General features: G+C 61.6%; 8 protein-coding genes. 5 read left to right on the forward strand and 3 right to left on the reverse strand.

What is annotated here, in order from left to right; translation table 11 throughout:
* Positions 1-3 precede the first annotated feature (3 nt).
* The 5 genes from bcsA to ABLV52_RS09110 are packed head-to-tail and all read left to right on the forward strand — an operon-like array spanning position 4 to position 10,079.
* Entirely contained in the window at positions 4-2,115 is a 2,112-nt protein-coding gene (gene bcsA, locus ABLV52_RS09090) for a UDP-forming cellulose synthase catalytic subunit (RefSeq protein ID WP_023291304.1), read from the forward strand.
* Positions 2,112-4,541 (forward strand): cellulose biosynthesis cyclic di-GMP-binding regulatory protein BcsB, encoded by a 2,430-nt coding sequence (bcsB, locus tag ABLV52_RS09095; RefSeq protein WP_348890295.1) that lies wholly within the window; start codon positions 2,112-2,114, stop codon positions 4,539-4,541. Before bcsA ends, bcsB begins: the two co-directional genes overlap by 4 nt.
* Positions 4,538-8,590 (forward strand): cellulose synthase subunit BcsC-related outer membrane protein, encoded by a 4,053-nt coding sequence (locus ABLV52_RS09100; protein ID WP_348890296.1) that lies wholly within the window; start codon positions 4,538-4,540, stop codon positions 8,588-8,590. Before bcsB ends, ABLV52_RS09100 begins: the two co-directional genes overlap by 4 nt.
* Entirely contained in the window at positions 8,590-9,066 is a 477-nt protein-coding gene (gene bcsD / locus ABLV52_RS09105) for a cellulose biosynthesis protein BcsD (protein ID WP_004204979.1), read from the forward strand. Before ABLV52_RS09100 ends, bcsD begins: the two co-directional genes overlap by 1 nt.
* 11 nt (positions 9,067-9,077) lie before the next feature.
* Positions 9,078-10,079, forward strand: a complete 1,002-nt coding sequence (locus ABLV52_RS09110) for a glycosyl hydrolase family 8 (RefSeq protein ID WP_072413830.1) — start codon at positions 9,078-9,080, stop codon at positions 10,077-10,079.
* Between the two features lie 106 nt (positions 10,080-10,185).
* Here ABLV52_RS09110 and bcsG read toward each other — a convergent pair whose 3' ends face one another.
* The 3 genes from bcsG to bcsE are packed head-to-tail and all read right to left on the reverse strand — an operon-like array spanning position 10,186 to position 13,618.
* On the reverse strand, positions 10,186-11,871 hold the full coding sequence (gene bcsG, locus ABLV52_RS09115) for a cellulose biosynthesis protein BcsG (protein WP_048298548.1): 1,686 nt from the start codon (positions 11,869-11,871) through the stop codon (positions 10,186-10,188).
* Positions 11,868-12,065, reverse strand: coding sequence for a cellulose biosynthesis protein BcsF (gene bcsF / locus ABLV52_RS09120; protein WP_004204976.1), 198 nt, complete (start codon positions 12,063-12,065; stop codon positions 11,868-11,870). The genes bcsG and bcsF overlap by 4 nt, the downstream gene beginning before the upstream one ends.
* Positions 12,065-13,618, reverse strand: a complete 1,554-nt coding sequence (bcsE, locus tag ABLV52_RS09125; protein WP_101993034.1) for a cellulose biosynthesis protein BcsE — start codon at positions 13,616-13,618, stop codon at positions 12,065-12,067. Before bcsE ends, bcsF begins: the two co-directional genes overlap by 1 nt.
* Between the last annotated feature and the right edge of the window lie 74 nt (positions 13,619-13,692).

Genomic DNA, 13,692 nt, shown 5'->3' on the forward strand with positions numbered 1-13,692 from the left:
TGAATGAAAAAATCTCTTTTTTGGTTGCTGGCGCTGGTGCTCTCTCCGGTCGCCGTGCTGGTAGTGATCACGCCGATGGACAGCCAGAAGCAGTACATCTTTGGTCTGCTGAGCATTGGTATTCTGTTTCTGATGGGTTTCAGCAAACGGCGCAGCATCTCGGTGATTATGGTCGTCACTTCGCTGCTGATGTCCACCCGTTACATGTATTTTCGCCTCACGCAGACCCTGCACTTCAACTCAGCCATTGAAACCATTCTCGGCATGGGGCTCTTTCTGGCGGAAGTCTATATCTGGGTGATGCTGCTGCTTAACTATCTGCAGACGGTCTGGCCGCTGAAGCGCGGCATTGTTCCGCTGCCGGATGATATGAGCAAGTGGCCGACGGTCGATATCTATATTCCGAGCTATAACGAACCGCTGGAGGTGGTGCGTGACACCGTCCTCGCGGCACAATGTATTGATTATCCAAAAGATAAAATGAAAATCTATCTTCTGGATGACGGTAAGCGCAGCGAGTTTGCCGTGTTCGCCGCCGACGTCGGAGTGGGCTATATTACCCGCAACGACAACAAGCACGCCAAAGCGGGGAACCTCAACCACGCGCTGACCCTGACCCAGGGAGAGCTTATCTGCGTCTTCGACTGCGACCACGTCGCCACGCGCGTGTTTCTGCAGGCCACCGTCGGCGGCTTTCTGAAAGATCCGATGCTGGCGCTGGTGCAGACGCCGCACTACTTCTATTCCCCGGATCCTTTCGAGCGCAACCTCTCCGTCGGGCGCAATATCCCGAACGAAGGGATGCTGTTCTATGGCCCGATTCAGCAGGGTAACGATAACTGGAACGCCACCTTTTTCTGCGGCTCCTGCGCGGTGATCCGCCGCGAGGCGCTGGCGCAGATCGGCGGTTTCGCCGTCGAAACGGTCACCGAGGACGCCCATACGGCGCTCAAGTTCCAGCGCCTTGGGTGGAAATCGGCCTTTCTCGATATTCCGCTGGCGGCTGGCCTCGCCACCGAGCGCCTGGTGGTGCACGTTATCCAGCGTACCCGCTGGGCGCGCGGAATGACGCAGATTTTTCGCGTTGATAACCCGCTGTTTGGCCGCGGGCTGACCTTCCAGCAGCGCTTGTGCTATCTCAGCGCCATGCTCTACTACCAGTTCGCGCTTCCGAGGGTGGTGTTTGTCACCGCCCCGCTGGCTTACCTGCTGTTTAACCTCAATATTATTTACTCATCAGCGAGCCTGATCGTCTCTTATGCGCTGCCGCACCTGTTTCTCGCCATCTACGTCGGTTCGCGAATGAACGGCCGCTATCGCTACAGCTTCTGGGGGGAAATCTACGATATTGTGCTGGCTTTCCACCTGGTGCTGCCGACCCTGGTGACGATGATTTTCCCCAAGCGCGGCAAATTCAACGTCACCGATAAGGGCGGCCTGCTGGACGTCGGCTACTTCGATTTCACCGTGGTGCGCCCGCATCTGGTGGTGGCCTGCCTGCTGGCGCTGGGGGTGATCGTCGGCATCGTCCGGGCGATTGGCCATGACTACTTTGGCTCGGACCCCAACGTTATCGCCCTCAACGTCGGATGGGGGATCTACAGTCTGATCTTCCTGCTGGCGGCGATTGCCGTAGCGCGCGAAACGCGGCAGGTGCGCAAAACCATTCGTATCGATGTCGATATTCCGGTGGTGATCCATTACGCCAGCGGCATCGTTTCCCGCAGCCATACCGAGGATCTGTCGATGGGCGGCTGCCGCGTGGTGGCGCCGGATACGCGCCATCTGGAGGATGATATCGAAGAGATTGAGCTGATCCTGCAGTCCGGGGCTATTTCGATCCCGGCGCAGCTGGTCACCTCTGACGAGCGCTTCCTGCGCCTCAAGTTTGATGAAGATATTCCGCTTTCGCGCCGCCGTGAACTGGTGCGCGTGGTGCTGGCCCGCGCGGATGCCTGGATTAATCCGCCGCGCCCGCAGGATAACCCGTTCCGCTCCTTCTTCACCATTTTACGCTGCGTGTTCGAACTGTTCTGGCTGACGTGGAAAACCCGTCGCAGCCAGCGCAATCGGGCAACAGTGGCGAAAACGGCGCAGGAGGATGGCACGTTATGAAGCGATTAACGACGCTGGCGCTGCTGGCAGGGATGCTCTCTGCGCCTGCGCTGCACAGTGAAGAACCGGGCGCCGCCGCCCCGCTGAGCTTCCCGCAGCTCAACGGCGCGGCGGACAGCGAGCCAGGCGACGAACCCCCGGCTGCCTCGCCGGAGGAGGGCGCCTCTCCGGCAGCCCCCGCCACCGCCGGCGATGCGGCGACGACGGCCCCTGCGCCGGATATGCCGGACTTACCCCCGCCGGTGAGCGCTACGGCCGCGCCGGAGGTCATTCCTGTCGCCCCGGTCTGGGGAGGCGACCTGAATCTGGCGCAGATGGGGATGCCGGACGGCATTATCCTCAGCGGCGGTCAGCGGCAGGGGGGCGTCAGCTTTACCCTGCCTTCCGATCAGGTGGTGATCCATTCGCAGCTCAGCCTTGCCGTTCGCGTATCGCCGGAAATGGCGAGCCGCAACGCCACCCTGCAGCTGATGCTCAACGGTCAACCGCTCGGCACCCTGCCGCTGGGCGCCGATGGCGAGGATGTCTCCCATTATCAGCTGGATATCCCGCCCGCGCTGATGGTCTCCAGCAATAACCTGAGCGTGAAGATCAACGATGGCGATACCCTGCAGTGCCAGCGTGACATTCATGATTCGTCGCGGGTCACGGTGCTGCCCACGTCGCATTTCAGCTGGGAAAGCCAGCAATTGAACATCAGCGACGATCTGAGCCACTTCCCGCGTCCCTTCTTCGACAGCATGCAGATGACGCCGGCGGACATCGCCGTTTCCTATGGAGCGAAGCCGTCGGCCGACGTCTTCAGCGCCGCGGCGCTGGTCTCCTCCTGGCTGGGTATCCAGGCGGACTATCGCGGCATCGCCTTCAGCGCGCTGCGCGACCGCCTGCCGGAACGCCACGGCATCGTGATTGGCCATCCGGGCGAGCAGGTGGGCGGTATGACGCTGCCGGAAACCGATAAGCCGCTGCTGCGCATCATCGCCAATCCCGCCAATCCGGCCTATAAGCTGCTGTTGATCGTCGGCAAAAACGATACCGCGCTGCGCATGGCAGCCTGGCGGTTAACCCGCGGCAACTTTGCGCCGCAAACCGCGACGCTGGATGTCGAACCGCAGACCATCCCGGTTGGCAAAGCGTATGATGCCCCGCGCTGGATCCCCACCGATCGTCCGGTCAGGCTCAGCGAACTGCTGCGTAAGGATCAAAGCCCGACCGTCAGCGGCGTCTGGCATGAACCTTTACGTATCGCCTTCCGCGCCGCCCCGGACCTCTATCTGTGGGATGGCGAGACGATCCCGCTGCAGGTTGGCTACCGCTTCCCGTCGGAAAGCTGGATCAATGAGGATAAGTCCCTGCTGAGCGTCACGCTCAATGGCACCTTCCTCAACAACCTGCCGATGAACAAGCAGGGGCCGCTGGAGAAAGTCTGGCGCCACCTCGGCGGCGATGCGCGCCAGGAGCGCTTTACCATCCCGCTGGCCCCCTACCTGATCTACGGCGATAACCAGCTGTCGATGTACTTCAATGTGGTGCCGAAGGACGATGTTCCGTGCCAGGTGCTGCTGAATAACAATATCAAGAGCCGCATCACTGACGACTCCTGGATTGATTTGAGCAAGACGCGACACTTCTCGCTGCTGCCAAACCTTTCCTATTTCGTCGGCGCCTCGTTCCCCTTCTCGCGGCTGGCGGACTATTCGCAAACGACGCTCCTGCTGCCGGCGGAACCGTCTGAGACCCAGGTGGCGACCCTGCTGAATCTGGCCGCGCGCTCCGGGAACGCGACCGGCACCGCGCTGGCGAATAACCGCGTCGTTCTCGGGATGCCCACCGGCGGCGGGGATTTGCAGTCGCTGCGCGAACGTGACGTGCTGGCGGTCACCGCTCTCGATCAGCAGGCCTTCAACCAGAGCCTGCTGGCCGATTCACCCTACCGCCCGGTGGATAATGTGCTGAGCGTCCGCGAGCCCGATCTGTGGCAAAAAGCGCAGCGCCGGCTCACCGGGGACTGGACCTCCGCCAGCCTCGACGCCGATCGCTACTTCTCGTCCAGCAGCGCCTGGCGCGGGTTTATCAGCTATCGTTCGCCGTGGAACCCCGCCCGCCTGGTGGTGGTGGCGATGGCCAGCAATGATGACCAGCTGGCGCGACTGAAAAACGATCTGGACTCGCCGCGTATCAACGCCGGGATCCGTGGCGATACCGCGGTGATCACCAGCGATAACGGGGTGCGCAGTTTCCAGGTGAGTACGCCGTTCCCCAGCGGTCAGATGCCGTGGTACATGATGGCGGTCTGGTATGCCAGCCAGCACTCCGGTTTCCTCGCCCTGCTGGGGCTGATTGCCACCTCGATAATGGGACTGGCGCTGACCGCGATGTTTAAACGTCACGCCCGTAAGCGTCTGGGTTCGGGGGATAACCAATGAAAAGAAAGATAACGATAACGATGAAAAGCTCCCGGCGGCTCACCACATTCTGCCTCACCGGCGCCCTGGCTCTCGGCGCCTCTGGCGGCGCGCTGGCGGCGGGTAACGACGCGGCGCTGCAGGCGCTGTTCGCCCAGGCCAACTATTGGCATGAGAAATCCCACGACGAGCTGGCGATGGAGTCCCTGCAGAAGGTGCTCTCGGTGGATGCCAACAACACCCAGGCGCTGTATCTGATGGCGCTCTGGTCGCAGCAGGGCGGCGATATGCAGGCGGCGGCGCAGTGGCGCGCGCGGCTGGCGAAAGCGGCGCCGGATAGCCCGGGTCTGCAGGATCTGGACAACGCCAAAAAGATGTCGCAGGTGCCGCAGGGCCAGCTCAGCCTGGCCCGCCAGCAGGCGCGCGGCGGCAATATCCCCGGGGCGCTGGCGACCTGGCGCAGCATGTTCAATGGCAATACGCCGCCCGCCGGGCTGGCGGCGGAATATTACCTGACCATGGCCAGCGACAAATCGCTTTATCCGCAGGCCATCAGCGAACTGCGGCAGTACGTGGCGCAGCATCCGCAGGAGAACGCCCCGCGGGTGGCGCTGGGCAAAGCGTTAACCTGGCGGGAAGAGACCCGTCGGGAAGGGATCGCCCTGCTCGAGCCGATGGCCAGCGGCAATAAAGAGGCGGACAGCGGCTTGCGTCAGGCCTTGCTCTGGCTGGGCCCGCAGGCCGGGGATGAGCAGTATTACGATACCTGGATGCAGCGGCATCCGCAGGATAGGGAAGTTCAGAACTACTTTCGTGAACGGCGCAGCGGTCAGGCGCGCGGTCAGGGCTACGCCAATCTCAACAGCGGCAATACCGCTGCCGCGAAACAGCAGTTTGAAGAGGTATTGCAGACCAACCCGCAGGATGCCGATGCGCTGGCGGGCATGGGCTATATCGCCCAGCGCAGCGGCGACTACCAGGCCGCGTCACAATATCTGAGCCGGGCGGCCGATCTCGGCGGCGACGCCTCGGCGACCCGCCGTCAGCAGGCGGCCGATGCCCTGTTCTACGGCCAGCTGGCGCAGGCCCAGCAGGCCTATAAGCAGGGCAATATCAGCCAGGCGCTGGCGCTCTCCGCGCCGCTGGCGCAGCAGAGCGGGGCGCGGGGCGCCTCGGCGAAGCTGTTTCGCGCCGATGTGCTGCGGCATAACAAAGATTTACCCCAGGCCGAGCAAACGCTGCGCTCACTGTTAAACGACGATCCGCAGAATGCGGCGGCGCGGGAAAACCTCTACTACGTGCTGCGCGAGCAGAATAAATCCGCCGAGGCGCAGGCGATGCTGCAGACGCTGCCGCAGAGTCTGCAGCAAAAACTGCAGCCGCGAGTGGTGGCCGGCGTCCCGGGCGACGCTCTGCGCCGCCAGGCCCAGGCGCAGGTCAGCAGCGGTAACCCAGCCGGCGCCATTGCCACCCTGCGCCAGGGCGTCGCCCGCTATCCGGACGATCCCTGGCTGCGTCTCGATCTGGCCCGACTGCTGCAAAAATCGGGTAACGCCAGCGAGGCCTCTTCGCTGATGTCGGCGGCCTATCGCCCCGGCGCCAGCAACAGCGCGCTGTATGCCGCCGCGCTGTTCGCCAGCGAAAACGGCGCCTGGCAGCAGGCGCAGACGCTGCTGTCGCGCATTCCCGGCGGCAGCCAGACCAGCGACATGCGCGATTTACGTCAGCGGGTGAACTACAACCTGCAGCTGGTGACGGCCGAAAACTACCTGGCGCAGGGCAATACCATCGCCGCCAGCAATACCCTGCGGGCGATGGCCTCTACGCCGCCGAAAGCTCCGGCGGACGCTGGCAAGCTGGCGCGGCTGCTGGCCGAGAGCGGCGACCTGACCACCGCGGTATCGCTGGTGCGCAACAATATCAGCGGCGGGGTGTCCGGCAACGCCGGCGATTACGCCGATCAGATCGCCGTCCTGAACCAGGCCGGGCTGACCGGCGAGGCGCAGAACCTGATCAGCAATCCGCAGCTGCAGGCCAGCAGTACGCCGACGCAGCTGGCGAGCATTCGCAATGGCTATGTGATCAACGAGGCCGATCGCCTGCGCGAGCAGGGCAATTACGCCGCGGCGTATGACAAGCTGATCCGCGCCATGCAAAGCGATCCGCAAAACACCGATCTGATGTTCGCCATGGCGCGGCTGTACCAGAGCGGCAAAATGAACAAAGAGGCCGGGGTGGTCTATGACTACCTGATGACGCGCGATACGCCGAACCAGGATGCGCGCGCCGGGGCCATCGACGTGGCGCTGTCGGCGGGGAACAACGATCGCGCTGAACAGCTGGCCGGCGGCTTGCGTCAGGATAACTCCCCGGATCGCCTGCTGCTGCTGGCGAGAGTGGCGGAGGCCCAGGGTCATCATCAGCAGGCGATGACCTACCTGCGCAGCGCCCGCGGCAAACTGCTGGGCATGCAAAGCACCAACAGCAGCGAAACGCCGACCGTCGGCGGGGTGCTGGCGGCGGATAACCCCTTCATCGGCGTGTCGCAAACGTCGGCGCCGACGCGGACGGCCTCCGCCTACGGCCAGTATATGCCGTGGCAGGTAGCCCAGTCGGCCGCCGCACCCGGCTCCTCGCTGCCGGGGATCCAGCGCACCGACCTGCCGGTGGACACCGCCCAGACGCGGATGCTGCGTCAGGTGGACACCATGATGGAGTCGCTGCAGGAGAAAACCGGCAGCTGGCTGCAGGGGGGAATGGACGTGCGCGGACGCGACGGCGAATCGGGCACCAGCAAGCTGACGGAGCTCAGAACGCCGCTGACCTGGTCCTCCTCGCCGTTTGGCGACTCGCGCTTTGACTTTACCGTCACCCCGGTGTCGTTAAACGCCGGGACCGCCAGCGGCGACGCCTGGCGTCGCTACGGCGCCAACCCGCTGGCCAATGCGGTCTCCAATATGGTGAGTACCGCCACCAGCGAACAGGCGGCGATCGCCGCGATGACCGAGGCGGAGCGGACGGCCTATTTTGCCAGCAATCCGGGCGCGGAGGCGTTAAGCGGCCTCGGCACCCTGAACGCGGCGGATTTCAATCCGACCACCAGCAGTGGGATGGAAAACCTGGCCAAGCTCGGGAGCTATGATTCGGGGCAGGTGGCCAGCTATCTCTCCTCGTCCAGCCGCAAGCCGAACGTTGACCAGACCAGCGGCTCGACCGATTCGCAGAAGGCCAACGGCGTCGAACTGGCGCTGGCGCTAAGCGGCGACGATTACCGGGTCGATATCGGCAGCACGCCGCTGGGCCAGGATCTTAATACCGTTGTCGGCGGGGTGAAATGGTCGCCCAAGCTGACCAACTATCTGTCGCTGATCCTCACCGGCGAACGCCGCTCGCTGACCGACAGCCTGCTTTCTTATGTCGGTCTGAAGGATGCCTATTCCGGGAAAAACTGGGGGCAGGTGACGAAAAACGGCGGCACCCTGCAGCTGAGCTATGACGACGGCGATGCGGGCTTCTACGTTGGCGGCGGCGGATATAGCTATCTCGGACAGAACGTCGCCAGCAACACCAGCATCAACGCCAATGCCGGGGTCTATCTGCGGCCCTATCATGACGAATACCGCCAGCTGCAGGCCGGGTTGAGCATGAGCTATATGGATTACTCCAAAAACCTCAGCTACTTCACCTATGGCCAGGGGGGCTACTTTAGTCCGCAGAACTACGTCAGTGTGTCGCTGCCGGTCAGTCTGACGGAGAAATATGATAACTGGACCATGAAGCTCGGCGGCTCGGTGGGCTACCAGTCTTACAGCCAGGATAAGAGCGCCTATTTCCCGACCAATTCGGAGTGGCAGCAAACCCTGGAGACGGCGGTAAGCAACGGGTTTGCCAAGGAAGCCTACTATTCCGCAACCTCGAAGAGCGGCATCGGCTATACCCTGCGCGCCGGGGCGGATTACAAGGTCAACAAACAGATGACGCTGGGGGGCCAGATTGGCTATGACACCTTCGGGGATTATAACGAAAGCACCGCCGGGCTCTATATTCGCTATATGTTAGGAGATCATTGATGATGACGGAGAACAATAACCCGGTGGTGATGACCTGGTTTCAGCAGCAGCAGACGCCTGCCGGATGGTTCGATCTGTTGATTATTATGGTCGAAGGTATGCTCAATAATGCCGGCGAGCTGGAGAGCCAGCCGTTCCTGCGTCAGATGGGCGCTTCGCTGGCGGAGACCCATCCGCTGCCGGCGTCGGAGACCGTGGGGGAGCTGGAGGCGAATATCAACCGGCTGCTGACCCATTTCCACTGGGGGGTGGTGACCATCGACGTCGGCGAGGACGGCCTGCGCCTGCGCCATCAGGCGTTGCCGGTCAGCCGCGACGACGCGGGGCGCGTGCGCTGGTGCAACGCGTTCTGTGCCATACTCGAGGGGTTATATTCTCGCTGGCTGCAGAGTCAGGGAGGCAGTGCTCACGTGATATTGCAGCGTGAGCGGGTGTTCTCCGTCTCTGACGTTCAGTTTCTTTACTACCATCCATAAAGAGTGAATTTATGCCCCTGCGTGCTTTAGTGGCGGTGATAGTGACAACGGCAGTGATGCTGGTGCCCCGGGCGTGGGCGGATACGGCATGGGAGCGCTATAAGGCCCGTTTTATGATGCCGGACGGTCGTATCATTGATACCGCCAATGGCAATGTGTCACATACGGAAGGCCAGGGCTTCGCCATGCTCCTGGCGGTGGCGAATAACGATCGCCCGGCGTTCGACAAACTGTGGCAGTGGACGGACAGCACCCTGCGCGACAAGTCTAACGGGCTGTTTTACTGGCGCTATAACCCGGTGGCGCCGGACCCGATCGCCGATAAAAATAATGCCACCGATGGCGATACCCTGATCGCCTGGGCGCTGCTGCGCGCGCAAAAGCAGTGGCAGGACAAGCGCTACGCGGCGGCCTCCGATGCCATCACCGCCTCCCTGCTGAAATATACGGTGGTGACTTTCGCCGGTCGCCAGGTGATGCTCCCGGGGGTGAAGGGGTTCAACCGCAACGACCACCTGAACCTTAACCCCTCCTATTTCATCTTCCCGGCCTGGCGCGCCTTTGCGGAGCGGACGCACCTGACCGCCTGGCGGACATTGCAGAGTGACGGGCAGGCGCTGCTGGGGCAGATGGGCTGGGGGAAATCGCACCTGCCCAGCGACTGGGTGGCGCTGCGGGCGGATGGCAAGATGCTGCCGGCCAAAGAGTGGCCGCCGCGGATGAGTTTCGATGCGATCCGTATCCCGCTGTATATCTCGTGGGTCGATCCGCATAGCGCCTTGCTCGCGCCATGGAAAGCCTGGATGCAGAGTTACCCGCGTCTGCAAACCCCGGCGTGGATCAACGTTAGCACCAACGAGGTCGCCCCGTGGAATATGGCCGGCGGCCTGCTGGCGGTGCGTGATTTAACGCTTGGCGAACCGCAGGAAGCGCCGCAGATTGACGACAAGGATGATTATTACTCCGCCAGCCTCAAGCTGCTGGTCTGGCTGGCGAAACAGGATCAGCGCTAGCGCGGTGATGGCTTTGCAGGCCTCTCAGCCCGTATGCCTGCGGGCTGAGAGGGAAGAGCAGGAACGTCTCACGATGTCAGGCCGCCAGCATGGGCGGCCTTGTCGCTTATTGCGGATAAGGCACCCAGCTTCCGCCATTCAGCTGGACATACGGCTTGCCCTGATACTGGATAACGATGGCGTTGGCGTTTTCGGACACCGCCGCGCTCTGCGGCAGGTTGGCGACATACTGCTGCCAGTTGACGCTCTCTTCGCTGAACATTTTGCCGTCGAGGGCGCGTACCACCAGCTCCGACACCGCCAGGTAGCTGCTGGGCTGATCGATGATAATCGGCGCGCCTTCATGCGGCGCCTTCATGCCGAAGAATTTCACCGCCGTCGGGACGTTAGTGATCGACGGGCTCGGGATATCCCGCAGGCCAGACACCTGCATCTTATCGCCCTTCAGCGCGCCGCCGTGTTCCGGCACCACCACCACCATCACCTTCCGCCCCGATTTTTCCAGCTCGGTGAAGAAGTTATCCAGGTCGTCAAACAGCTTTTGCGCGCGCACTTTGTAGTCCGCGGTTTTGCTTTGTCCCGGGAAGTGGTTGCCGTCATGCAGCGGCAGGGTGTTATAGAAGGTGGCGCTCCGCGGATTGCTGCTGGCCTCTTCGGTCTTCAGCCAGCGGTTGAGGACCGCCAGATCCTCGTACACCGGCGAGCCGTCAAACGCCTGCAGGCTGACCGGCAGACCGCTCTGGTCCATCAGCGGGCTCTGCATGCCGCCCAGCGAACGCAGCTCTTTCAGGAAGTCGCCGAACAGGCCGTTGTGGCCGAGCATCAGCTGCTGGTTGAAGCCGAGTTTCGCCAGGTTTTCAAACAGGTAGCAATCGGCGCCGGACGGCTGATACAGGTTGGTATGCGACAGCTGGCCGCAGCTGGCGCGCAGCAGGCGCACCGCCGCCGGTCCGCTGTAGGAGGTCGCGGAGTTAAAGTTTTTGAAGACGATATCGAAATGCTTCCACAGCGGGTGGTCCATCAGCCCGGCGGCTTCAATATCCGACCAGGAGAGCGAGCAGATATTGATCACCAGCAGGTCAAACGGCTGCGCATCCGCCGGCAGCTGGTCCGGGAACGGCGTCTTGCGCTTCTGCTCGGCGGCATAGAAACCGTTCAGCCAGTTGGTGAGATTGGCCGAGGTCGGCGGCTCGGTCTGCGGCGGAATATCGCTGCTGGCCGGGCTGGCCGGGCTGGACGCGGCGCCAGCGGCGGCGTTGGTCCCGACGTTGGCCGGCGCGGTGGCGGCGGCGGTGGTGGGCTGACCGGCAGGCCAAATGGTAAAGGCCGGCAGCAACGGGCTGACCGCCTGCCAGACGACCATCGCGGAGACAAACACGGTAACGCGCAGCCACTGGCTGATAAACAGCCATAGCACCAGTAAAACAAAGAAGGCGCCGACCATGCTCCAGTTGATAAAGCGGACAATCAGATCCCAGATATAGCTGGCGCTGAAGCCGGCGATTTGCGAGCCCTGGCTAAGCAGCGTCTCCGGCCCGGGCAGCCAGGTATCATGCCAGAACAGCGCGAAGCCGAGCGGAATGGCGATCCAGTGGCGGATGCGGTGCAGCTTTTCACGCGGGATCGGCACCAGCAGAAAGGCGAGAAACACCAGGTTCAGCATCGGGTGGAAATTGAGATACCCGGCCCACAGCAGGGCAAACTTGACCAGAAAGTATAAGTTCCAGCCGCCAAGGCCGCGCCAGTACTGCCAGAGCGGAAGCGGTGCCGCGGTCGTTTTTTTATTTGTCATTTATTCGCTTTGCCTTGCTTAACCGTTGTTCCCCGGCGTAATACCCCTGCCGGTTTCACGTAACGGGGTTTAAAGAACATCAATCTTAACGTCGTGCGGATCCGGCGCTGATAGTGGCGCGTCAGGTAGCCCAGCGGAAAAAACAGCAGGGCGCAGAGCACCACCAGTTGCAGAATATCGGCGATAGACATCATCAGGCTTGCTCCTCACGGGTGGTTAACCGGTGTGGTTCGGGATAGCGTCGCCAGTGGCGTCCATCATGGGTGGCGTTGATGGTTTCGTTTTTACCGACCGAGAGGGGCAGCGGCGTGTTCCAGCGCGCCGGCTCGACGCCGCGCATGATCACGATTTCCGAGAGGATCTGTTTGTCTTCAAACCACACCATACGGTTAGAAAAAATATCGCCGGTCGGCAGCGGGAAAATATGATTTAGCGCGGTGTCGAGGTCATTGATTCGGCAAAATGACAAGAACAGCACCAGCCGGTTATTGCCGATGGTCATGATGTCGCCCATCCGGTTGGGTTTGCATAACGTCAGCGCCTGCTCGACGCGCAGCCCCGGCGCCGGGCGCAGGGCCACCATCACGCCTTTGCTGTCGGCCGGCAGCAGGGTATTGGTCATCACGTTGTGCACCGCTTCGCAAAAGGCGTCCCATTTCTGATAGCCCCGCAGCTTTAACGGCTGGCTCCAGGTGAGCAGGGTGGCAAAATCTTCCGGGATACGCCGGGAGAACTTTTGGTTCTGTACGCTTTCAATCAGCGTCAGGCAGCGGGAAAGCGACGCGCTGTTGGGGATCACCAGGCTGGCGCCGCTGCTGAGCAGCAGCCGCTCATCGGTCGCGCGCAGGCTGGGGGTTTGTTCGCGGACAATAATTTTCAGCGCGGTGCCGCGCTGACGACGCAGGGTATGAATATAGCGCCCCAGCTGTTCAATTTGCGTATTCTGGGTAATGGAGAAGAGGATCGTCGCCGCCTGCGCAGTGCGCCCGGCGTTGAAGACTTCGTCATTGGTATCGAACAGGGTCCAGTATTCCGAGAGCGGCGGGGCGCCTTCGAGGACGCGCACATGGCTGAGGATCGCTTTTTCGTCGCTACGCGGCTGCACGCTGGTTTCAGCATCCTGCGCTAATCGCCAGCCGGCGTCGTCGTGTTGCACCATCAGCTGCTGCTGGGCGCTGATGCCTTTATCGCTTCCCCACCAGGCAATATCAAAAAGATGGCGGTCGCCCTGGTAGCGAATACTTGCCAGACCGGAAAGGGATCGGTACGCGCGTAATAACGGGGTGAGTTGCCGATCGATATCCTGGGCGGGATTGATCGCTAAGAACGCGCAGCGATGATATTGCGCCCAGCGACTGGTTTTTTCCACCCAGGCGCATAACTTTTCATTATTTATATTTTGCCAGGCATTTTCAGCGCATAGCAGAATAAACAAATAATTGCCAGGCTCGAGGGAGCAGACTAAATCACGATGTATTTCTTCCAGCGCCTCCGGGCGATTCGGCAGGGTAAACAGCGCGATATTATTCGGGCCATGAATGCTATCTAATGAAATGATATCATCAGGTTTATCACCCATGACCAGCGCGGCAACTTTGCTGTTTTTCGCCTGCGCGGCCAGCGTCTGATTAACCAGACTGACGGCATCGGCATAACGGTCAACGTTGAGCCACCATACCCCGCCGACTGGCATATGGCACACTTCATCCCATAATGATGAAATACCCAAAGTAAATACACTATCCACGGCATCCCTCGTGCGCCCTGATTCACACTGGATAAGTTTACTAGCGAAACTGACAGAGTAAACCTAACATTGAA

The organism is Klebsiella sp. GB_Kp056 (genome assembly GCF_040064755.1).
Lineage (GTDB): Bacteria > Pseudomonadota > Gammaproteobacteria > Enterobacterales > Enterobacteriaceae > Klebsiella > Klebsiella quasipneumoniae.

Coding starts and splice junctions, on each gene's coding strand:
- bcsB (WP_348890295.1), top strand. CDS start 2,112: ATGAAGCGATTAACGACGCTGGCGCTGCTGGCAGGGATGCTCTCTGCG.
- bcsA (WP_023291304.1), top strand. CDS start 4: ATGAAAAAATCTCTTTTTTGGTTGCTGGCGCTGGTGCTCTCTCCGGTC.
- bcsG (WP_048298548.1), bottom strand. CDS start 11,871: ATGACAAATAAAAAAACGACCGCGGCACCGCTTCCGCTCTGGCAGTAC.
- bcsD (WP_004204979.1), top strand. CDS start 8,590: ATGATGACGGAGAACAATAACCCGGTGGTGATGACCTGGTTTCAGCAG.
- ABLV52_RS09100 (WP_348890296.1), top strand. CDS start 4,538: ATGAAAAGAAAGATAACGATAACGATGAAAAGCTCCCGGCGGCTCACC.
- bcsF (WP_004204976.1), bottom strand. CDS start 12,065: ATGATGTCTATCGCCGATATTCTGCAACTGGTGGTGCTCTGCGCCCTG.
- ABLV52_RS09110 (WP_072413830.1), top strand. CDS start 9,078: ATGCCCCTGCGTGCTTTAGTGGCGGTGATAGTGACAACGGCAGTGATG.